This is a genomic window from Pseudarthrobacter sp. R1, from assembly GCF_024494415.1.
Lineage (GTDB): Bacteria > Actinomycetota > Actinomycetes > Actinomycetales > Micrococcaceae > Arthrobacter.
The window spans coordinates 1-20,039 of the sequence record NZ_JAMKFI010000010.1 but is presented as its reverse complement, the minus strand read 5'-3'; the positions used below and the strand labels follow the sequence as shown (position 1 = coordinate 20,039).

Below are 20,039 nucleotides of genomic sequence, written 5' to 3'. Positions count from 1 at the left end.
ACGGCGCTGAATGTGACGAGGGTAATGTTTTTCCATGACTTCATCTCCGACGGCCACCCCCGAAAACATTGCCGGCCCCACACCTCCCGGCCTCGACCCAAACCCCGGCACGGAAGACCTCCGGGCCGCCATTGACCGCTCCTTTGAGGGCACCCTGGCCCGCCTTAAGGAACTGGTCGCGATTCCGGGCATCGCTTGGCCCAGCTTCGACCGGTCGCCTCTGGAGCGCAGCGCGGAAGCCGTGGCGGAACTGCTGCGTGCGGCTGGCCTGATGGAGGTGCAGGTCCTTGGCTGCGACAAGCCCGACGGCACGCCGGGCGGCCCCGCCGTCGTCGCCCGCCGCCCGGCCGCCGACGGCAAGCCGACCATCCTGCTGTACGCCCACCACGACGTCCAGCCCGCGGGCGACGAGGAACTGTGGGGTACCGAACCATTCACGGCTGTTGAGAAGGATGGCCGCCTTTACGGCCGCGGCGCAGCGGACGACAAAGCCGGCATCATGGCCCACATCGCAGCCTTCACGGCTGTCGCCGAGGTCCTGGGTGACGGGCTGGGCCTCGGCGTGACGTTCTTTTTCGAGGGCGAGGAGGAAGCAGGTTCCCCTACATTCAGGCCTTTCCTGGAGGCACACCGGGCGCTGCTCCGTGCTGATGTCATCGTCGTCGCCGATTCCAGCAACTGGAAGGTGGGCGTTCCGGCCCTGACAACAAGCCTCCGCGGCCTGGTGGACGGAACCATCGAAGTCCAGGTCTTGGAGCACGCGGTGCATTCCGGGATGTTCGGGGGACCGGTGCTGGATGCCCCCACCCTGCTGTCGCGCCTGATCGCCACCCTTCATGACGACGACGGAAACGTCGCCATCCAGGGCCTCGTGGCCTTCGACAATGCGACGGTGGAGTTCCCGGAGGCTGACTACCGGTCGGATGCCTCAGTGCTCGACGGCGTCCGCCTCGCCGGCTCGGGCAGCATCGCCTCGCGGCTCTGGACCAAGCCGGCGCTGTCCATTATCGGCTTTGACGCACCTGCCGTGGACGTGGCCTCGAACACGCTGCTGCCCCGGGCACGGGCCAAGTTCAGCCTGCGGCTTGCACCGGGCCAGGTTCCGGAAGAAGCGATGGAGGCCGTTCGCAAGCACGTGGAGGCCCACGCTCCCTTCGGCGCCAAAGTCACCTTCACGCCGGGGGAGAGCGGCAATCCGTTCAAGACCGACACCTCTTCTGCCGCGGCAGGGCTGATGATGTGGGCGTTGGGAGAGGCGTGGGGCGTTCAGGCCGTGGAGACGGGCATCGGCGGTTCCATTCCGTTTATCGCCGACCTCACTGAGCTGTATCCGGACGTCCAGATTCTGGTGACTGGTGTGGAGGACCCGGACTCCCGCGCACACAGCGCCAACGAGTCACTGCACCTGGGGGATTTCCGGAAAGCCATCCTGGCGGAAGCGCTGCTGCTGTCACGCCTGAACGGTGGACTGTAGAAGCGGGCGGCCTGTCGTCCCGGCGCCACCCCGGCCTCACCCCTGGCGCGTACGCTGAAGGTCGCTCCGCGGGAACAAGGAAGAGGCTTCCATGGTTACGTCAGGAGTTAGAGCTACACGTGCGCCCCGCGTAGCATGTAGCTATAGCCCATACCGAATCCGTAGGGGCAGGCACCGTTAGCGCGGAGCCGCCAGACCGTCCTAAGAAGGTAGGCCAATGAGCACCGCAACCAATGAGAACAGCACCCAGACCACCAGCGCGGCCAGTGAAGAACTGCCTGTCCACGAGGTCAACCTGACCGACGTCGCAGCAGGCAAGGTCCGCAGTCTTCTCGAGCAGGAAGGCCGCACAGATCTGCGGCTCCGGGTTGCTGTGCAGCCTGGCGGCTGCTCAGGACTGATCTACCAGCTCTACTTCGACGAACGGCTCCTGGACGGCGACGCTGTCCGGGACTACGACGGCGTCGAAGTTGTTGTGGACAAGATGAGCGTCCCGTACCTCAGTGGTGCCAGCATCGACTTTGAGGACACCATCGCGAAGCAGGGATTCACCATCGACAACCCGAACGCCGGCGGCTCCTGCGCCTGTGGAGACTCTTTCCACTAAGCCGGTTATTTCGCCCGATGCCGGCGCCGCGCCACCTCCCATTAATAACGGAAGGAGGCGCGGCGCCGACATGTGGGCGAAACTCCCGGCGGAGCGGTAAGCTCTACACCGAGTAGTAAAACTTTTAGTGTGCCCGCGGCGCCGATGGCTGCCCGGACAACAGCAGCAACAAGTAGGAAGGGCCGTCTGTGAGTTCGCAGAACCGAACCGGCAGCCGACGCAAAACGATCACCACGATCACAAGCTTGGCAATTGCCGGCGCGTTGGTTTTGACCGGATGTTCGCCAGAGGTAGAGAAAGGGTGGCTGCCCACAGAACGTGGCACCACCAGCAACAGCGACCGCATCATGGACCTCTGGGTCAACTCATGGATCGCCGCCTTGGCTGTGGGCATCATTACCTGGGGCTTGATCGTCTGGTGCCTCGTGGCCTACCGGCGCCGCAAGGGCACTGTGGGCTTCCCGCGCCAGACCAGCTTCAACCTTCCGCTGGAAGTGTTTTACCTGACTATTCCGCTCTTTATGGTCATGGTGTTCTTCTACTTCACGGACCGCGACCAGCAGGCCATTGATGACCGGTCACAGCCCGCCGACGTCGTTGTCGACGTCCGCGGCAAGCAGTGGGCATGGGACTTCAACTACAAGGCCGGCGACGTCATCAAGGAAGATGTCTACGAGACGGGCGAGCAGACCCGCTTGACCGGTAACACGATCGACAAGGAACAACTCCCCACCCTGTACTTGCCCGTCAACAAGTCTGTAGACCTCGAGTTGAACGCCCGCGACGTCATCCACTCCTTCTGGGTACCCGCCTTCCTGCAGAAGCGCGACATGATCCCGGGTAAGACCAACTACATCCGGTTTACCCCCACTAAAGAGGGCACCTATGACGGCAAGTGCGCCGAGCTCTGCGGCGAGTACCACTCCGAGATGCTGCTCCGCGTCAAGGTAGTCTCTGAAGCGGAATTCCAAGCTCAGATGGACGATCTCCGGTCAGCAGGCAACACTGGTTCCCTTGGCGCGGAGTACGACCGTAACCCGAACCTGAACGAAAATAAGTAAAGGGGAGCGACGTGGCTACGTACACTCAATCCGCACCTACCAGAGCCCTCACAGCTCCCGTGGTTCCAAAATCCAAGGGGCGTATCGTCGTCAACTGGATCACCTCTACCGACCACAAGACCATCGGGTATATGTACCTGATCACCTCATTTGTGTTTTTCTGCCTCGCTGGCGTGATGGCTCTGCTCATCCGCGCCGAACTATTCGAGCCCGGTATGCAGATCCTGCAGACCAAGGAGCAGTACAACCAGCTGTTCACGATGCACGGCACAGTGATGCTGCTGATGTTCGCCACGCCGCTGTTCGCAGGTTTCGCGAACGTGATCATGCCGCTGCAGATCGGCGCACCTGACGTTGCCTTCCCGCGGTTGAACGCGCTGGCCTTCTGGTTCTTCCTCTTCGGCTCCACCATCGCGGTGTCCGGCTTCATCACCCCGCAGGGCGCTGCGTCCTTCGGCTGGTTCGCCTACGCTCCGCTGTCCAACACCACCTTCAGCCCCGGCATCGGCGGGGACCTGTGGGTATTCGGCCTGGCGCTGTCCGGCTTCGGCACCATCCTCGGTGCGGTCAACTTCATCACCACCATCATCTGCATGCGCGCCCCGGGCATGACCATGTGGCGGATGCCGATCTTCACCTGGAACACCCTGGTCACCGCGATCCTGGTACTCATGGCGTTCCCGCCGCTGGCGGCTGCACTGTTCGCGCTGGGTGCGGACCGAAAGTTCGGCGCGCACATCTTTGACCCGGCCAATGGCGGCGCCATCCTCTGGCAGCACCTGTTCTGGTTCTTCGGCCATCCGGAGGTGTACATCATCGCGCTGCCGTTCTTCGGCATCGTCTCGGAGATCTTCCCGGTCTTCAGCCGCAAGCCGATCTTCGGCTACAAGGGCCTGGTTTACGCAACGATTGCCATTGCTGCCCTGTCCGTGACGGTGTGGGCGCACCACATGTACGTCACCGGTGCGGTGCTGCTGCCGTTCTTCGCCTTTATGACCATGCTTATCGCGGTTCCTACAGGCGTGAAGTTCTTCAACTGGATCGGGACCATGTGGCGCGGCTCGCTGACGTTCGAGACGCCTATGCTATGGAGCATCGGCTTTCTGATCACGTTCCTCTTCGGCGGCCTCACCGGCATCATCCTGGCGTCCCCGCCGCTTGACTTCAGCGTTTCGGATACGTACTTCGTGGTGGCGCACTTCCACTACGTGGTGTTCGGTACCGTGGTGTTCGCGATGTTCGCAGGGTTCTACTTCTGGTGGCCCAAATGGACCGGCAAGATGCTCAACGAGCGCCTCGGCAAGATCCACTTCTGGATGCTGTTCCTGGGCTTCCACGGGACGTTCCTCATCCAGCACTGGCTGGGGGTGTCAGGTATGCCCCGCCGCTACGCAGACTACCTGGTGGAGGATAACTTCACCTGGATGAACCAGTTCTCCACCGTCTGGTCCTTCGTTCTTGGCGCATCCCTGATCCCGTTCTTCTGGAACGTGTACATCACCTGGCGCAGTGCCGAAAAGGTAGAGGTGGATGACCCCTGGGGCTTCGGTGCCTCGCTGGAGTGGGCCACGTCCTGCCCGCCGCCGCGGCACAACTTCACCTCCCTTCCCCGCATCCGCTCCGAGCGGCCGGCCCTCGACCTGCACCACCCCGAGCTTCGACAGATCCACACCGTCGAGTCACCGGCTCCCGCAGCCCGGGCGCTCGGTAACGCCGATCAGAAGGACACTGCACAGTGAAAATTGAGTCATGGATCTTTGGTTCCGGAGTCTTCTTCTTCGTACCGGTTTCGGTGATTTACGGTTTCCTCACCGACTGGGGTGAGTGGGTAGGTATCCTCGGAATCCTCCTGGTTGGCGGCCTCGCTGGCATGATCGGCGGATACCTTGGTTTCACCGGCAAGCGCGTTGGCCTTCGTCCTGAAGACCGTAACGACGCCGAGATTCACGAGGGCGCCGGCGAGCAGGGGCACTTCAGCCCCTGGAGCTGGTGGCCGCTGGTCCTCGGCCTGGCCTGCGCGACGGGTTTCCTGGGCTTGGCAGTAGGCTTCTGGATTGTCTACATCGCAGCCGGCTTGGCTGTTGTGGCACTCGTCGGCTGGGTTTACGAGTACAGCCGCGGCGACCACGCCCACTAGGCAACAAGAACAACGACGGCGGGCCCCACCTTTTGGTGGGGCCCGCCGTCGTTGTTTGTACTTCTACTGCCGGGGGCTGGCTTGGCCGGGCCACTCGCCGGAGCACCCTTTGCCTGGGCCTTATTCCGGGCCCTGCGACTCCAAGAGCGCACCCAGGGTCCGGAGGGCGTCTTCGGCCTTCTCGCGGCCCAGGGCACCGTTTAAGGCCGAATCCTCGATGCCCAGTTCCACTTCGCACCCGTAGGGAAAATCTGCGCTCATTACTTGCAATAGCGACCGCGCATCCACGCTGCTGGTGCCGGCCTTGGTGATCGTCACGGGAAGCCCCGTTTCAGTCACCGCCCGGACGAATACAGCCGCCGGACGCGCGTGCAGTCCGATCGGGGCTGTGACTACGGCCTTCTGTGTTGGCAACGCGAACTCCTTGTTGATGACGGCCCCATCCGTCGGTGCTGGAAAATTTCCTGTCCAATATAGCGGCCCGTGTACCCGTCGGGCTAAATGCGCGCAGCTTGCGGCGGCGGGTGGTCTAGACCTGTCCTAGAATTGCTAGGTGAACGTGAACCCAGGGGAGACCCGCCATGGCTGCTAGCGCAGGGGCGATCGCCGGCGAAATCGACCGCAACAGCGGAACTGCAATCTATGTCCAGCTGCGCGAGATCCTCCGTGCGTACATCGGCGACCAGTGCCGGCCGGGCTCCGCGCTACCCTCCGAACGCGACCTGGCGGAGCGCTTTGGGCTTGCCAGGATGACCGTGCGGCAGGCGATTGACGCGCTGGTGGGTGAGGAAGTGATCGAGCGCGTGGTGGGGCTCGGCACGTTCGTTCGGAGGCCAAAGCTGGACCTGCAGGTGAAGCTGACCTCGTACAGCGAGGAGATGCAGCGCCGCGGGATGGTTCCCGCAGCCAAGGTACTGAGCTTCGAACAGATCGGGGCCAGCGCATTCCTGGCCCGTGAGCTTCAGTTGGATGAGGGAACGCCGCTGGTCCGCTTCCGGCGCCTCTTGTTGGCGGACGGGGAGCCCATGAGCGTGGATGAGAATTTCATTCCAGCCCACCGGGTTCCCGGCCTCTTGGACGGAGAGCCCCCCACCTCGCTGTACAACGTACTGAGCGAACAGTTCGGCCTCGTGATGGAGTGGGGAGAGGACATGATCGAGGCGACCGCAGCGTCGCCGTCCAGTGCCCGGTTGCTCAACGTCGAAGTCGGCTCACCGTTGCTCAAAATCCAGCGCCACGCTTTTGTTTCCCGCACCATGGTGGACTATTCCGTCTCCTATTACCGCGCGGACCGCTATAAGCTGTGGGTCCCGCTGCAGCGCCCTGGAGCGCGCCGCTCACGTAACCACTAAGGCGGCGAGCTTCTGCCCCGTCCCCTGCATTGCTTTTGTGCCGTAGCGGCCCCTGACAACGCGGGGGAGGGAGAAACATGAAAGGCCCGGTCCACATGGACCGGGCCTTTCATCTTGGGAACCAGAGTGCTTGCCTAGTGGCTCAGGCTCTTCGCTTCCTCAGGTGCTTCAACTGCCGCGTGGCCGTGGCCGTGGGCCGCTTCCAGCTCAGCAGGGGTTGCCGGAGCAACACGATCCTCGAAGAACCACTTGGAGAGGAATGCGCGCCGCTTCTCCTTGCGGGTCACCACACCGTGCTCATTCGGTACTGCCGGCAGAACCTCGGGCGACTCAAAGCCAACGAGCTTGTAGCGCTTGTACTCGTCCAGCGGTGCGTGAACCTCGATGAATTCACCGTGCGGGAGGCGGACGATACGCCCGGTCTCGCGTCCGTGGAGGGCGATCTCGCGGTCCTTGCGCTGAAGGGCCAGGGCCACCCGCTTGGTGACGATGAACGCAATGATCGGGCCAATGATGAACAGGGTACGCAACCAGTACGTGACATCGTTCAAGGAGACACCGAAGTGGGTGGCAATGAGGTCGGAACCTGCAGCTGCCCACATTACGCAATACCAGACGAAACCGGCCATGCCGATGGCGGTACGGGTCGGGGCGTTGCGCGGACGGTCCAGCACGTGGTGCTCACGGTCGTCCTTGGTGATCCACCGCTCAATCCACGGGTACATAAACATCACCGTGAACAGAATGCCGGCGGGCACCAGGGCCGGGAGCAGGACGTTGAAGCTGAACACGAAGCCGAACCAATTCTGCTCGACCTGCCAGTCTCCCAACGTACCGGGCATCAGGCGCAGCGCGCCGTCAACAAAGCCGATGTACCAGTCGGGCTGGGTACCGGCCGACACGGGGGAGGGGTCGTACGGACCATAGTTCCAGATCGGGTTGATGGTGAAGAAACCGGCCATGAGGGCCAGGACACCGAAGACGATGAAGAAGAATCCACCGGCCTTCGCGGCGTAGACGGGACCCAGCGGGTAACCCACAACGTTGTTGTCGTTGCGGCCCGGACCGGGGTACTGGGTGTGCTTGTGAACGACGACCATAAAGAGGTGCAGGACGATCATCAGCAGGATCAGTGCCGGCACCAGCAGGATGTGCAGCATGTACAGGCGGCCAATGATGGCAGTGCCCGGGAATTCTCCGCCGAAGAGGAAGAACGAGATGTACGTGCCAACGATCGGGATGGACTTGATCACGCCGTCGATGATGCGCAGGCCGTTGCCTGAGAGCAGATCGTCGGGGAGGGAGTAGCCGGTGAAACCTGCAGCCATGGCCAGGATGAGGAGGACACTGCCGACAACCCAGTTCATTTCGCGGGGCCTGCGGAAGGCTCCGGTGAAGAAGACCCGCAGCATGTGCACGGCGATGGATGCCACGAACAGCAGTGCTGCCCAGTGGTGGACCTGGCGCATAAAGAGGCCACCGCGAATATCGAAGGAGATATTCAGGGATGAGCTGTACGCTACCGACATCTCGACGCCCTTGAGGGGCACGTAGGACCCTGTGTATTCGGTCTCTGCCATCGATGGATCAAAGAAGAAGGTCAGGAAGGTGCCGGAGAGCAGCAGGATGACGAAGGAATACAGGGCCACTTCACCGAACATAAAGGACCAGTGGTCCGGGAAGACCTTGCGGCCGAATTCGCGGAGGATTCCGGAACCGCCAACACGTGCGTCGACGAAGTCGGTGAACCGGCCTGTCTTGGTTTTGGCGACGAAAGCGGGCTCAGCTGTTGATGCTGCGCTCATGCATATCACGCTCCCAGTAACTTGGTCCTACAGGTTCTTTGAAGTCGCTGGTGGCGACCAGGTAGCCCTCGTCATCAACTGCGATGGGCAGCTGGGGGAGCGGCCGGCTGGCGGGGCCGAAGATCACCTTGCACTCCTGCGTGAGGTCGAAGGTGGACTGGTGGCACGGGCACAGCAGGTGGTGCGTCTGCTGCTCGTAGAGAGCAACGGGGCAACCGACGTGGGTGCAGATCTTGGAGTAGGCAACGATGCCGTTGTAACCCCAGTCCTCGCGGCCCGCAGAGGGGTTCAGCGATTCGGGATCCAGGCGCATGAGCAGCACAACGGCTTTGGCCTTCTCGTTGAGCTTGCCCTCGTGAAGTTCGTTCAGGCCCTCCGGGATGACGTGGAAGGCTGAACCGATGGTGACGTCGGACGCCTTGATGGGCGTTCCGTCAGGGTCACGGGCGAGGCGCTTGAGCTTGCCGTCCGTGGGTGCCCACATGGTGTGGGCGAGTTTGTTGTCCGGGCGCGGTCCGAGGTCACCAAAGATGGCAACCGCAGGCAGCGGGGCAAGTGCAACTGCACCCAGCAGGGTGTTCCGGATCAGCGGACGGCGCTTGATGCCCGTCTCTTCCACGATGTCGTCAACGATGCGGACAGCAGCCTGGCGGTCCTCTTCGTAGCGGATGGCGTGGCGCTCTTCCGAGACTTCGTGGTCCGGCATCAGGGCCTTGGCCCAGTGCACGATACCGGTACCGATGCCGAGCATCGCGAAAGCCGTGCCAAGACCCAGGAGCATATTCTGGAGCCGGATGTTGCCGATAGTTGATTCGCCGGCACCCAGGTCGATGGCAAAGTACGCCACCAGGAAGATCAGGGTTCCAACAACAGAGATGCCAAATAGTAAGGCGACCTGCCGTTCTGCCCGCTTTGCGGCCTTCGGGTCCGTGTCAGCCAGGCGCAAACGGTGCGGAGGAATTCCAGGGTCCTGGAACTTCTCCACCTCATTCTGACCAGCCGTAGCTACGGTGCCCGAGTGGTTCGGACTGCCGTCACTATGGTTGCCCATAATTCGCCTCATCCTTCTCTCGTCCCGGCGGGTGCCGGGTTAGTTTCTAATATCAAGCTGCTGACGGATCAGCAGAAGTTGTGCCGGGCTGAGCGGAGGTCCTAGGACGTCCGCGAGGTCAGCCAGATGGTGAAGGCGATGATGACGCCAAGACCTGCGACCCAGACGAACAGGCCTTCTGCCACGGGACCCAGGGATCCCAGCTCAGCGCCGCCGGGGGAGCCGCTGGTTTCGATCTGCTTCAGAAAGGTGATGATGTCGCGCTTGCCTTCAGGCGTGATGTTGGAGTCGCTGAAGACCGGCATGTTTTGCGGACCGGTGACCATGGCCTCGTAGATGTGCTTCCCGGACGTATCCTTCAGCGCGGGCGCAAACTTGCCGCGGGTCAGGGCGCCACCGGCGGCAGCAGCGTTGTGGCACATAGCGCAGTTGGTGCGGAAGAGCTCGCCGCCAGCTGCCGCGTCACCCTTTTCATCCAGCAAGCCTTCTTCAGGAAGTGCCGGGCCGGCACCCAGGGACGCAACGTAGGCAGCAAGCTGACGGGTCTGTTCATCATTGAACTGCAGAGGCTTTTCCAGCGCCTGGGGGCCATTCATCTGCATGGGCATGCGGCCGGTTCCAACCTGGAAGTCAACCGATGCGGCGCCTACACCGACGAGGGAAGGACCGGCCTGGGAACCGCTGGCACCGATGCCGTGGCAGGTGGCGCAGTTGGCGGCGAAGAGCTTGCCGCCTTCCTCGACGTCATCGGCACTGAAGGCGTTGGTGGAAGCCTTGGCCTCGTTGACGGTGGTGGCCACGGCGTACAGCCCGCCGGTGATGAGGAGCCCCATCAGCAGCAACGCGATTGCTGCCAGTGGGTGACGCCGCTTTTGCGAGAGTGCCTTCACGTGGTGGTTCCTTTATTCGATCCTGCGCCGGCTCCGGGAGCCGGTACCTGAAATTCTGCCTCTTGTAGAAAAAGAATCAAAGCTGGCTACTTGAGTACGTAGATGACCAGGAAGAGGCCAATCCAAACAACGTCGACGAAGTGCCAGTAGTACGAGGTGACGATCGCGGACGTTGCTTCGAAGTGCCCGAACTTCTTCGCGGCAAAGGAACGGCCCAAGATCAGGAGGAAGGCCACCAGGCCGCCGATCACGTGGAGACCGTGGAAGCCGGTGGTCATGTAGAAGGCCGAACCATAGGCGTTTGAGGAGAGCGAGACGTGCTCGGAAACCAGCATCGCATATTCCGTGGCCTGGCCGGCGACGAAGAACGCCCCCATGAGGAAGGTCAGGGTGAACCACTCGTTCATCCCCCAGCGGGCCAACTGGAAGACCCCTCCCGTTCGGCGCGGCTGCAGCCGCTCAGCGGCGAAGACGCCCATCTGGCAAGTGAATGAACTTGCCACGAGGACGATCGTGTTGACGAGCGCAAAGGGGAAGTTGAGCTTGGCCGTCTCATCCGCCCACATTTCCGCACTCGTGGAGCGCAGAGTGAAGTACATGGCGAAGAGGCCGGCGAAGAACATCAACTCGCTGGATAGCCACACAACGGTTCCAACGGAAACCATATTGGGGCGGTTCAGCGTGGGGTGCGCCGGGGTACTGGGGGCATGGGTCGCAGATGTCACATAGACATTATGTCTGTAAAAGTCCGTGCTGCCCAACGCAAACCGCCTTTTCGGAGGACTTTTTCTACAAAGACGCGAAATCGCCGCGAAAAGTTCCCCCGCCCGTTCATATTGGTCACTCCCGGCCATCCCCCGATAGCATCAGCAGGTGACTTCACAGGCATCTGTAGCGGCGCCAGGCCACACCTGGCCGCGGCTGATCTCGGCATTGATCAGCGGCAAGGACCTCACGGCGGACAGCACCGCCTGGGCTATGGACACCATCATGTCCGGGGAAGCGACGCCCGCCCAGATCGCCGGATTCCTGGTGGCCCTCAGCGCCAAGGGCGAAACGGTCGAGGAGCTCTCCGGCCTGGTGGATGCCATGCTGGCCCACGCCAGGCCGGTCTCCATCACAGGTGAAAAGCTGGACATCGTCGGGACGGGCGGTGACCAATTGAACACGGTAAACATTTCCACCATGGCCGCGCTGGTGGCTGCCGGCGCCGGCGCGAAGGTGGTTAAGCACGGCAACCGGGCGGCGTCGTCGTCGTCCGGCTCAGCGGACGTGCTGGAGGCACTGGGCGTCCGCCTTGACCTGTCCATCGAACAGGTGGCACGCAATGCTGAGGATGCCGGCATCACCTTCTGCTTCGCCCAGGTCTTCCACCCCTCATTCCGCCACACAGCCGTGCCCCGGCGCGAACTGGCCATCCCCACGGCCTTCAACTTCCTTGGCCCGCTGACCAACCCGGCCAAAGTCCAGGCATCAGCAGTGGGCGTCGCGAACGCAAGAATGGCGCCGCTGGTTGCAGGCGTCCTGGCCCAGCGCGGAAGCCGTGGCCTGGTGTTCCGCGGAAATGACGGGCTCGACGAACTGACCACCACGGGTCCCTCAACCGTCTGGGAGATCCGCAACGGCAGCGTGACGGAAATGATGTTCTCGCCCACGGACCTGGGCATCAAACCGGCAACTGTTGAGCAGCTCCGCGGGGGAGACGCGCAAGCCAATGCCGCTGTGGTCCGCGATGTCCTTGCAGGCAAGGAAGGTCCGGCCCGGGACGCCGTTCTCCTTAATGCGGCAGCCGGCCTGGTTGCGTTCCACAGCAGCGCGGACGGCCCGTTCCTCGACCGGATGCAGAAGGCATTCAGCCGCGCAGCCGAATCCATTGGCTCAGGCGCTGCCGCAGCCGTCCTGGAGAAGTGGGTCTCGCTGAGCCGTCAGTGATCGCCCTGACCGGCTACTGCTCGAAGCCGAGGGCGAAAGCAGCGTCCAGGTCATGCTGGGAGTAGGCGCGGAACGCGATGTGCGTTGTTGTATGGACGACGGCAGGAACCTTGGACAGGCGGTCCGCAATAACGTCGGCCAGGTCCTCGTGCCGGGAAACCCGTGCCACCGCGATCAGGTCCCATTCGCCGGTAACGGAATACACCTCGCTGATGCCCTCGATCGCTGAGATCTCTTCGGCCGTCTCGGGAATGCGGGCAGCGTCGGTCTTGATCAGAACGAATGCGGTGATCACGATAAATCCTTCCGGATCTGTTGCGCCGTAGCATAGCCCGGCAAGCGTTTCAGTGCTGCCAGCCTATTACATCAGGGCGGGCTGCCGGCGGACCTCCAGCCAGCCGCCCCGCCTTCTTTCAGGCGCTCCGGAGCCGCCGGACCCCTGCCCATGCCAGCCGCCACCCCACCAGCAACAGACCCAGGCTCAGCAACGCCACGATGATGAACGGCAGCACAACGGTCTGGCCCGTCAGCAGTCGGAGCACCATGCCGCCGCCCAGGGCCCCAATCCAGACCGCCAGGCCCGTCCAACGTACCGACAAGGGGTTGCGCCATGCTCTTGCCGCCAGCCAGCCAAGGGCAGCTCCAGCCAAAAACGGCCAGGCAGTCAGCAGCACTCCGACAACAACGTCGCCGCGTTGGTGGGCGTCACGACCGACGGCGGCGAACGCCAGGATCAGGACGGCATCGGCAATGGCTGCAGCTGCTGCCAGCCGCGCGGGAGACGAAGGGCGGGTCCGGTGGATCGAAGGCGTCATGGTTTCGAGCCTAGCAATTGGCAGTGGCTCCAGTTGCGCCGCCCTACCTTACGCTCGTTTGCCCCCTTGCCGGGCAACCCGTCATTGAGCAGGATGGACAAACCAGGCACAAGGAAGGCGGGAACCATGCGGTTGATCCAGGTTGCCCAGTACGCCGGTGACCTCCGGCGCGCGGCGGCGTTTTACTCCGATCTGCTGGCGGTTCAGCCCACGGCGGTGTTCGATCCGCCCGGCCTGGTGTTCTTCGACCTCGACGGCGTGCGGCTGCTGCTGGAAGCCGGTGCCCCGCGGGCTCTTTTGTACCTGGACGTTCCGGATGTAAGGAAGTCCGTGGAGGAGCTCACGGGCAGGGGAGTGGACGTAGTGGCGGCCCCGCACGTGATTTACAGCCACATTGACGGGCTTCTTGGTCCGGCAGGCACGGACGAGTGGTTGGCTTTTATCCGGGACAGCGAGGGCAACACGCTGGGACTCGTCAGCCAGTTGGCGGCAGGACCATCCGCCCCGGGACCGCTGGACGCGTGAGCTTACTTGCGCCTATAGACCGTTGTCGCCCCGGGGCTTCAGCACTAGGCTCAAGCCGGAAGGGAGCAACTATGCCACGCACCATCGGGACCTGTCTTTGGTTCGAAAACCAGGCGGAAGAGGCCGCAGAGTTCTACACGTCCGTGTTCGACGACTCGAAGATACTCAACATCTCGCGCTTCGGCGAGGGTGCGCCCGCTCCTGCAGGCCAGGCGATCGCCGTCGAGTTTGAGCTGGAAGGCCGCGGGTTCACTGCGTTGAATGGTGCACGGGCTTCCAGCTTCACCGAGGCGGTTTCCTTTGTGGTCGACTGCGAGGACCAGGAGGCCGTGGACCGCTACTGGACGGCCCTGACGGACGGCGGCAGCGAAAGCAAGTGCGGCTGGCTCAAGGACCGCTTCGGAGTATCCTGGCAGATCGTTCCCTCTGTACTGGGCTCGTTGATTGCCGGGCCGGACCCGCAGGGTTCGCAGCGGGCGATGCAGTCCATGCTCGGAATGCGGAAGCTGGACATTGCTGAACTGCAGAAAGCCTACGACGGCTGACTCCCGGGTGGCCGCACCCGTGTGGATGCCCGTTCCAGTCACCGCAGTACTCCCGGAAAAACCCGGCCGGCAGCAGGTCCGATGAATAAACCGCTCTGGATCTGCTGCCTCGTGGGAGCCGCCGTCGGAATTACCTTGGGCCTTGCTGTCTTTGACAGCCCGTTTATCGGCCTCGCCCTGGGCCTCGGTATAGGCGCAGTCGTCGGCGCAGGAATCAGGCCGCGGCGCTGACTTGCAGGCCCCAGTGGCTGCAGCGGGCGCGCGCTATGCCACGAAAGCTCCGGCGGGTGCGTCAATATACGAAATGTGAAACTCCGCGCCGGCAGCGACCAGCCGCGTGCAATAGCCGGAGCGCAACTCCACGGAACGGGTCCATTCGCCGATGCACACCGTGTGCGCGCGGGAAGCCGCGGCATTCCGCGGCGTCAATGAAAGTTCGACGGCGGCGCCGTGCTCCCAGCGAATGTCAACGGTGATGCCTGGCCGGGCAACCAGCCCGATGACGCTGCCCGTGGCGAGTTCCGCCGGGAGCGCGGGCAACACGCGGATTTCTCCGGCATGGCTCTGCAGGAGCATCTCGGTGACCGCTGCGATGAACCCCAGGTTTCCGTCCACCTGGAAAGGCGGGTGTGCAGCGAACAGATTCGGGTAGAGGCCACCGGAGTGGTCCACGGCCGTGGTGGCGACGGGCCTGAAGAGAAGGCGCAGCAGGTGAGCTACCCGCTCCGGTTCCCGGAGTCGGGCGCGGAGGCACAGTTTCCAGATCAGTGACCAGCCGGTGGAGTCGTCGCCCCTGCGGTCCAGCGTTGTGCCAATCGCCATGCCCAGGTCGCCGGACAGGGGAGTGCTGCCGGGATAGGCAAAAACCAGGTGCGAAACGTGCCGGTGGTCCGGTTCTGTTTCGGGGTGGGATGGGCCCCATTCGAGGACAGCGCCGCTGCTGATGGCCGGCGGAGCGATCCGCTCCCGTGCAGCAGCAGACTCACGAACAATGGGGTGGTCCGCTTCGCCTACTTCGTCAGCGAGGGCAATCACGGTGTCGAAGAGCCAGCTCAGCAGCGCCCGGTCCATTCCGGTGGAGGTGGTAACGGCGGCCCTGCCTTGTCCACTCAGGTAGCAGTTTTCGGGGGAGGTGGAGGGCCGCGTCTGCAAAGTGGTGCCGCCGTCGTCGAGCAGCCAGTCGCAAGCGAACTCTGCGGCTCCGACTGCCATCGCCCAGAAGCGCCGCAGTTCGTCTGGAGCGGCTGAGCCGAAGCGTCGCCGCTCATCCAGGTGGCAAACGAGCCACACGCCGGCCATTGTCCACTGGGACCAGCTGGCATGTCCGGACGTGGGGGACGTAAACGCCCAGGCGTCACTGTTGTGGTGGGCTGCCCAGCCGCGGGTCCCGTACAGGTTTCGTGCCGTGGTGCGGCCCCGTTCTGCCAGTGCCTCCACCAGGTCCAGCAGCGGCTCGTGGCACTCGGCAAGGTTGGCTGCTTCCGCCCCCCAGTAGTTCATCTCAGTGTTGATGTTCAATGTGTAGTTGGAGGACCATGGCGGCTGCAGTTCATCATTCCAAATTCCCTGCAGCGTTGCCGGCAGGGTCCCGGGCCGGGAGGACGATATAAGCAGGTACCTCCCATAATCAAAGAGCAGCGACACCAGGCCGGGATCGGCAGCCGGAGCGCCCCCTGGCTGTTGGGCGGCGGTCAGGATCCGCTGGTCTGTGGGCAGGTTTGCAGGGATCGTTTGCGCATCGGGGCCCGGCTCGAGAACCAGGTTCACCCGGTCAAAGAGGAACCTGTGGGCTTCCGCGTGGTCCTTCCACAGCACGTCAAAGCCACGGTCCAGGGCTGCGCGGGCCCGGGTGGAGGCCTCTGCGGCGCAATCGCCGACACTGCCGTGCGGTGGGTGGCCGGGTGCGGTGAAGGTTGTGCTGGTGGCCAGCACGAAGACCAGTTCGGTGACGCCGGTAAGAACCACTACCGCATTCCCGCCATCGCTGCTGGTAGCACCTGGTTGTCCATCGTGGGTCAGGGCCAGAACAGCCGCGCCGGCCACGGGTGTGATCCCCGGCAGTTCCCAGGTCAGGGGCGGCTCGTCCGGTTCGTGGCCGGGAGCTGCATCCGCGGGAAGATGAAGCTGCAGGGAGAGTTCGCTGGATCCGGACGCGCAGTGCGTCTGGCGTAGGGGAGTCTGAAGGCACAGGATGACCTCGGTGGGGGACCCAGAGCGGAGCCGGTGCACCAGTACCTGGTCCGGAGCGCTGATGAAGGTTTCCTGCCGAATGCTGGTGCCGGCCGCCTCCTGAAGGCTGCTGTGCGTAGCCGAGCGCAGGGACAGGCCACGTTCTACCAGCCGGCCGGCCTTCGGGGTCTCTATAAACACGTCGGCAAAGGGCAGGTATGCCTGGGAGTACCGGCCCTGCAGTGCCTCGAGGTCACGTTCCGCATCCACCGGCCTGTCCTCGGCTATCGCCGCCCGCGCCCTGGCAAGGGCCGCCGCCGCAACCTCCGGGCTGACGGCTCCACAGCGGTGCTCGCTGGCCGGACTCCCGGACCATGCCGTGCTGTCATTGACCTGCAGCCTGACCTGGTCTTGGGCCGCGAGCACCATGGCGCCGAGACGGCCGTTGCCCAAGGGAAGCCCGTCCAGCCAGTTCAGCGCGGGGGAGGTGTAGTAAAGGTCGTTGGCCGTCATGTCAGGTAGGCATGCATTCGGGCAACGTACCTGTCACGGCAGGACAGCTGAAGTTGGGGCACAGAGATGTCATTGCGTGCACTCTACCCGCCACCTACGGTGCGGCACGGATATTGGCGCACCATGTCTATTCTGATTTTCTCCGTGGACGTTTCCTTTGGCTGTTCACCGATTCCGTCCGGAAAATGCGCCGCATATCGTGAGGAGTGAGGGAGCGCTTTTCCGCTGCCCTCTCCGTAGGGTGAACTCATGGACGCAAATTCAGAGAACCGCTCACCGCGGTGGCCGTGGTCTATGGCGATCCTCGGCTTAGTCGTCTTCAACGTCCTTTACCTCGGGTTCAGACGTGGTGAGTGCTTTGATGCCGCAGAGGGCTCGGGCGCTACAAGCGTATGTACCAGTGGTCCGCTGTTCGGCATTGAGGGCACATGGATGTTGGGAGTTCTAAGCGGGGCCGCCGTAGTCTACTTCGCGTTTCGGCTTAGGCGGGCAACAAGAGCCGGTGGGGTTGGTGCTGGTAGATAACCGGCAAAAGAAACGGGTGGCGAGGGCGCCGCTACGGGCCGGTCAGCGAAGGGGACGCGGTGATCACCAAGTTCTTGCCCTGGGGAACTCCCGTGTGGCAACTGATCAGTACCAGCCTGTTGGGTACAACAGCCCAGACGGCGCTGTCCCGCAGAGTTGACTTCGTGTAGGTGGCCACCGAATCCACTTGAAAGTCCAGGTTCCCCGCCGCTGTCCAAACTGTCAGCTTGTCGCCCGGAGCGGTTGCTATGCTCAGTTTATTAAAGGGTGCCTCCCGCCCTACCCAACTATGGCCGATGACATAAGTTGTGTTCGAGGAGCCTGCACCGGGAGAACCAAAGGACGACAGCCAATATCCGTCCATCGTCTCCGGCTGCACGCAGCGTTGCTGGTGAGCCGGCGTATTCGGAACCGGCGAATACCGCTGCTTCAATTGCAAGACTAAGCCTCGGCGGACGTGGGTCGCCGCGGGGTCGGTGATTTGCTGGTTATGAGTGAAGTGCCGCGCGGGCGAAGGCTTGCCCTGGAGCTTTGACGGTGTTGGCTGTGAGCCCGAAGCGGTCGTCGAAGATGCCGAGGTTCAGCAGGACTTCTTGGGCGTCCACGAGGAGTGCTTGGACGGTGTTCGGTTCCAGTTCGGCTCCGGTGCGGGTGCTCCAGCCGAGTGCTCCGAGGCCGAAGGAGACGGCTTCAAGGTAGTCGGCCCATCCGGTTCGCCTCCCTGCCGCGACTTCGAGCAGGAGTAACAGCGTCGCGTCGCGCTCGGAGTCATGGCGGTGCCGGTGGGCAATGACAGGGGCGAGGTAAAGCCAAAGGCCTTTGGGATCATCAAGCTGCCGTTTGGCGGCGGATGTGAGAACGAGTTTGCCTTTGATTTTGCGGATCAGGCCGAGTCGTTGAGCGCTTTCGCGCAGTTGGAGGACGGGCAGGGTCTGGTCCTCGCGGTTGGCTTTGCCGATCCAGTCCTTGGCCCAGCCGAGCTCGGTCATTGCCTCGCGGACCACGGTCGGCGGCAGCCAGCCGGCAGGGGTGAGGGATAGACCATCAAGCCCGACGCGGCGGGTGAGCCAGAGGTAGGGGGCGGTCATCACCTCGGCGATGTCTGCTTCGACCGTTGAGGGGCCGTCGAGGCCGGCGGCGTGCAGGTATGAACGGAATTCGTGTCGTAGCCCGGGAGGCATCCGGTTCGTGAGTTCCTGGGTCAGTGATTCGCTGCCGGGGCCGTGTTCGTTGGCAGAGGGAGCAGGGAAGAGCAGAGCGAGCTCGTTGTTCACGGCATTGATGTCCAGTTGTTCCGGGTCGAATTGCTGCCATGGCCCGGCTGTCCAGGCGACCCACGCCTGAAGGTCTTTGTGCTTTTCGTGGGCGGGGTCTGCGAGGGTGTCGAGCAGGTCGTGGTAACCACCGATGCCGCCGGAATCTTCCAGCGGCGCCCGCCGTGCGCCGTCCAGGAGCCGGGCCGGTGTGGTGTTGGCCGGCCTGGGGAGGATTCCGGTGAGCTCGAGGCGGTGGATCCAGCCGTCTCCGAAGTCGTATTCATAGAACAGGGCACCGGATTCGGGGGTGAGGATCTGGCCCAGGGTCCAGTCCGTCTCGGGCAGGTCGTCCTCAGAGTCTTCCAGCAGTTCCTGGGAGGCCCAGCGACGTGGTTCGCGCACGTGCCCGTTGACAGCGCGCAGACGAACATAGGGATCGGTGTCTGTGAAGGAATGCAGGTGTGAATCTCGCCAGCCCACGGCTGTTTGCAGGACCTCGTGGACTCTGTCCATGGTCAGGGAAGGGTCGATCTCGAGGAGTCGCCAGATGGCCGGCTCGCTGCCTACGATCGAGACTTTTACCCGCAGCAGCATCGCACCGGAATCTGGATCTGAATTGCGTGTCGTCACAGCACTATCCTGCCAGTCCCGGTGTTTGGGCGGAGCCACTGTCCGGACTCGCGGTATCGCTGGGCTATCGCCGGTAAGAGGCGTAGGTGGCCCAGGTGTTGCCAGCTTGTTTAGCGTGTTGTTCGGTGATTTGGGTGCTGTGGCCAAGGGCGTGGGCGGCAACCGGTGGGGGCATCGTCAGGACGAGATCGCGGAGCGTGGCGTTCCTGGCTCCCAGGAGGTGGATGCCGCTTTCGCGCAACTTCTTCATGAGATGGCCGGGATGAGGGTGCTGGCCGGGGCGGTATCCGGGAAAGAGCCACGCCGAGGCGCGGTTGGCGGCGGTGTTCATGTTCGGCCTGCCGGCAAGGTGTTGTTGAAGGATTTCGTCGAAGGGGTGGGGAACCGGCACTGGCTGGTCCTCGAACACGATGACGGTTTCGCCGTCGCTGGTGCGGCATATTTGCTCGCATCGCATCCTGGCAATGCGTGTCAGTGGCTGGGCGTAGAGGAGCAGCAGAACGGCGGCGGTGCGGTGCTGGAGTGAAATGTTCTGGTTCTTGAGGGCAGCCGTATCAAAGTCCGTCGAATTCGCACCAGATGCGATTCGAGGGGTACTACTTGACATAATGTAGATTATCGGCGTTTAAAGCACGGGAGTGGAAGTGGATGCGAGAACTCCCGCCTCCGGAAGAATTCGGCGTTTCCGCAGGTCAGAACCGATCTTACATTCCTTCATGATCAAGGGCGCGTCATCTCGATTTGATCCGCTA

Annotated in this window: 20 protein-coding genes; 10 read left to right on the top strand and 10 right to left on the bottom strand. The window is 63.1% G+C overall.

Annotated elements, in window-relative coordinates; all coding sequences use genetic code 11:
- Window positions 1-34: 34 nt before the first annotated feature.
- From M8J71_RS20385 to M8J71_RS20365, 5 genes are all read left to right on the top strand, one after another.
- Window positions 35-1,474: a dipeptidase gene (locus M8J71_RS20385; protein ID WP_256249652.1), complete on the top strand. Its 1,440-nt coding sequence runs from the start codon at window positions 35-37 to the stop codon at window positions 1,472-1,474.
- A gap of 217 nt (window positions 1,475-1,691) precedes the next feature.
- A complete protein-coding gene (locus tag M8J71_RS20380) occupies window positions 1,692-2,081 on the top strand; it encodes a HesB/IscA family protein (RefSeq protein WP_104044002.1) in 390 nt (129 codons plus the stop codon).
- Window positions 2,082-2,269: 188 nt separating this feature from the next.
- Window positions 2,270-3,142, top strand: a complete 873-nt coding sequence (ctaC, locus tag M8J71_RS20375; protein ID WP_256249651.1) for an aa3-type cytochrome oxidase subunit II — start codon at window positions 2,270-2,272, stop codon at window positions 3,140-3,142.
- Between the two features lie 11 nt (window positions 3,143-3,153).
- Window positions 3,154-4,881, top strand: coding sequence for an aa3-type cytochrome oxidase subunit I (ctaD, locus tag M8J71_RS20370; protein ID WP_256249649.1), 1,728 nt, complete (start codon window positions 3,154-3,156; stop codon window positions 4,879-4,881).
- Entirely contained in the window at window positions 4,878-5,279 is a 402-nt protein-coding gene (locus tag M8J71_RS20365; RefSeq protein ID WP_256249648.1) for a cytochrome c oxidase subunit 4, read from the top strand. The genes ctaD and M8J71_RS20365 overlap by 4 nt, the downstream gene beginning before the upstream one ends.
- A gap of 120 nt (window positions 5,280-5,399) precedes the next feature.
- Here the strand turns inward: M8J71_RS20365 and M8J71_RS20360 are convergent, their stop codons facing one another.
- A complete protein-coding gene (locus M8J71_RS20360; RefSeq protein ID WP_256249647.1) occupies window positions 5,400-5,693 on the bottom strand; it encodes an HPr family phosphocarrier protein in 294 nt (97 codons plus the stop codon).
- A gap of 167 nt (window positions 5,694-5,860) precedes the next feature.
- Between M8J71_RS20360 and M8J71_RS20355 the strand changes: the two genes are divergently transcribed.
- Window positions 5,861-6,631 (top strand): GntR family transcriptional regulator, encoded by a 771-nt coding sequence (locus tag M8J71_RS20355; RefSeq protein WP_256249646.1) that lies wholly within the window; start codon window positions 5,861-5,863, stop codon window positions 6,629-6,631.
- Between the two features lie 134 nt (window positions 6,632-6,765).
- Here M8J71_RS20355 and qcrB read toward each other — a convergent pair whose 3' ends face one another.
- The 4 genes from qcrB to ctaE all read right to left on the bottom strand — a co-directional run bounded on the left by qcrB (window position 6,766) and on the right by ctaE (window position 11,102).
- Entirely contained in the window at window positions 6,766-8,436 is a 1,671-nt protein-coding gene (gene qcrB, locus M8J71_RS20350) for a cytochrome bc1 complex cytochrome b subunit (RefSeq protein WP_256249645.1), read from the bottom strand.
- Window positions 8,414-9,487 (bottom strand): cytochrome bc1 complex Rieske iron-sulfur subunit, encoded by a 1,074-nt coding sequence (gene qcrA / locus M8J71_RS20345; RefSeq protein WP_256249644.1) that lies wholly within the window; start codon window positions 9,485-9,487, stop codon window positions 8,414-8,416. The genes qcrB and qcrA overlap by 23 nt, the downstream gene beginning before the upstream one ends.
- Window positions 9,488-9,588: 101 nt before the next feature.
- The gene (qcrC, locus tag M8J71_RS20340) at window positions 9,589-10,377 is read right to left on the bottom strand and encodes a cytochrome bc1 complex diheme cytochrome c subunit (protein ID WP_256249643.1); all 789 of its coding nucleotides are present in this window, start codon (window positions 10,375-10,377) and stop codon (window positions 9,589-9,591) included.
- An 86-nt stretch (window positions 10,378-10,463) separates the two neighbouring features.
- A complete protein-coding gene (gene ctaE / locus M8J71_RS20335) occupies window positions 10,464-11,102 on the bottom strand; it encodes an aa3-type cytochrome oxidase subunit III (protein ID WP_256249641.1) in 639 nt (212 codons plus the stop codon).
- Window positions 11,103-11,250: 148 nt separating this feature from the next.
- Here ctaE and trpD point away from each other — a divergent pair, with 148 nt between their 5' ends.
- Entirely contained in the window at window positions 11,251-12,309 is a 1,059-nt protein-coding gene (gene trpD, locus M8J71_RS20330) for an anthranilate phosphoribosyltransferase (protein WP_256249640.1), read from the top strand.
- Between the two features lie 13 nt (window positions 12,310-12,322).
- On the opposite strand, the gene M8J71_RS20325 is transcribed toward trpD, so the two are convergent.
- Entirely contained in the window at window positions 12,323-12,604 is a 282-nt protein-coding gene (locus tag M8J71_RS20325; RefSeq protein ID WP_256249639.1) for an Lrp/AsnC family transcriptional regulator, read from the bottom strand.
- 118 nt (window positions 12,605-12,722) lie between these two features.
- On the bottom strand, window positions 12,723-13,124 hold the full coding sequence (locus M8J71_RS20320) for a DUF3054 domain-containing protein (protein ID WP_256249638.1): 402 nt from the start codon (window positions 13,122-13,124) through the stop codon (window positions 12,723-12,725).
- Window positions 13,125-13,250: 126 nt separating this feature from the next.
- Between M8J71_RS20320 and M8J71_RS20315 the strand changes: the two genes are divergently transcribed.
- From M8J71_RS20315 to M8J71_RS20305, 3 genes are all read left to right on the top strand, one after another.
- Complete coding sequence (locus tag M8J71_RS20315; protein WP_256249637.1) at window positions 13,251-13,649, top strand: VOC family protein; 399 nt, start codon at window positions 13,251-13,253, stop codon at window positions 13,647-13,649.
- Window positions 13,650-13,720: 71 nt separating this feature from the next.
- The gene (locus M8J71_RS20310) at window positions 13,721-14,194 is read left to right on the top strand and encodes a VOC family protein (RefSeq protein ID WP_256249636.1); all 474 of its coding nucleotides are present in this window, start codon (window positions 13,721-13,723) and stop codon (window positions 14,192-14,194) included.
- Window positions 14,195-14,275: 81 nt separating this feature from the next.
- Window positions 14,276-14,425, top strand: coding sequence for a hypothetical protein (locus M8J71_RS20305; RefSeq protein ID WP_205484289.1), 150 nt, complete (start codon window positions 14,276-14,278; stop codon window positions 14,423-14,425).
- 33 nt (window positions 14,426-14,458) lie between these two features.
- Here M8J71_RS20305 and M8J71_RS20300 read toward each other — a convergent pair whose 3' ends face one another.
- The 3 genes from M8J71_RS20300 to M8J71_RS20290 form a co-directional block, all read right to left on the bottom strand.
- Window positions 14,459-16,876 (bottom strand): glycosyl hydrolase family 95 catalytic domain-containing protein, encoded by a 2,418-nt coding sequence (locus M8J71_RS20300; protein WP_256249635.1) that lies wholly within the window; start codon window positions 16,874-16,876, stop codon window positions 14,459-14,461.
- Between the two features lie 1,013 nt (window positions 16,877-17,889).
- On the bottom strand, window positions 17,890-19,287 hold the full coding sequence (locus tag M8J71_RS20295) for a plasmid pRiA4b ORF-3 family protein (protein ID WP_256249634.1): 1,398 nt from the start codon (window positions 19,285-19,287) through the stop codon (window positions 17,890-17,892).
- Between the two features lie 64 nt (window positions 19,288-19,351).
- The gene (locus M8J71_RS20290) at window positions 19,352-19,894 is read right to left on the bottom strand and encodes a hypothetical protein (protein WP_256249633.1); all 543 of its coding nucleotides are present in this window, start codon (window positions 19,892-19,894) and stop codon (window positions 19,352-19,354) included.
- Window positions 19,895-20,039 lie beyond the last annotated feature (145 nt).

Bases quoted from the DNA above. Each gene is read 5' to 3' on its own strand.
- qcrA (WP_256249644.1), bottom strand. From the start codon at position 9,487: ATGGGCAACCATAGTGACGGCAGTCCGAACCACTCGGGCACCGTAGCT.
- M8J71_RS20300 (WP_256249635.1), bottom strand. From the start codon at position 16,876: ATGACGGCCAACGACCTTTACTACACCTCCCCCGCGCTGAACTGGCTG.
- M8J71_RS20310 (WP_256249636.1), top strand. From the start codon at position 13,721: ATGCCACGCACCATCGGGACCTGTCTTTGGTTCGAAAACCAGGCGGAA.
- M8J71_RS20355 (WP_256249646.1), top strand. From the start codon at position 5,861: ATGGCTGCTAGCGCAGGGGCGATCGCCGGCGAAATCGACCGCAACAGC.
- M8J71_RS20305 (WP_205484289.1), top strand. From the start codon at position 14,276: ATGAATAAACCGCTCTGGATCTGCTGCCTCGTGGGAGCCGCCGTCGGA.
- M8J71_RS20290 (WP_256249633.1), bottom strand. From the start codon at position 19,894: ATGTCAAGTAGTACCCCTCGAATCGCATCTGGTGCGAATTCGACGGAC.
- qcrB (WP_256249645.1), bottom strand. From the start codon at position 8,436: ATGAGCGCAGCATCAACAGCTGAGCCCGCTTTCGTCGCCAAAACCAAG.
- M8J71_RS20380 (WP_104044002.1), top strand. From the start codon at position 1,692: ATGAGCACCGCAACCAATGAGAACAGCACCCAGACCACCAGCGCGGCC.
- M8J71_RS20315 (WP_256249637.1), top strand. From the start codon at position 13,251: ATGCGGTTGATCCAGGTTGCCCAGTACGCCGGTGACCTCCGGCGCGCG.
- M8J71_RS20385 (WP_256249652.1), top strand. From the start codon at position 35: ATGACTTCATCTCCGACGGCCACCCCCGAAAACATTGCCGGCCCCACA.
- M8J71_RS20320 (WP_256249638.1), bottom strand. From the start codon at position 13,124: ATGACGCCTTCGATCCACCGGACCCGCCCTTCGTCTCCCGCGCGGCTG.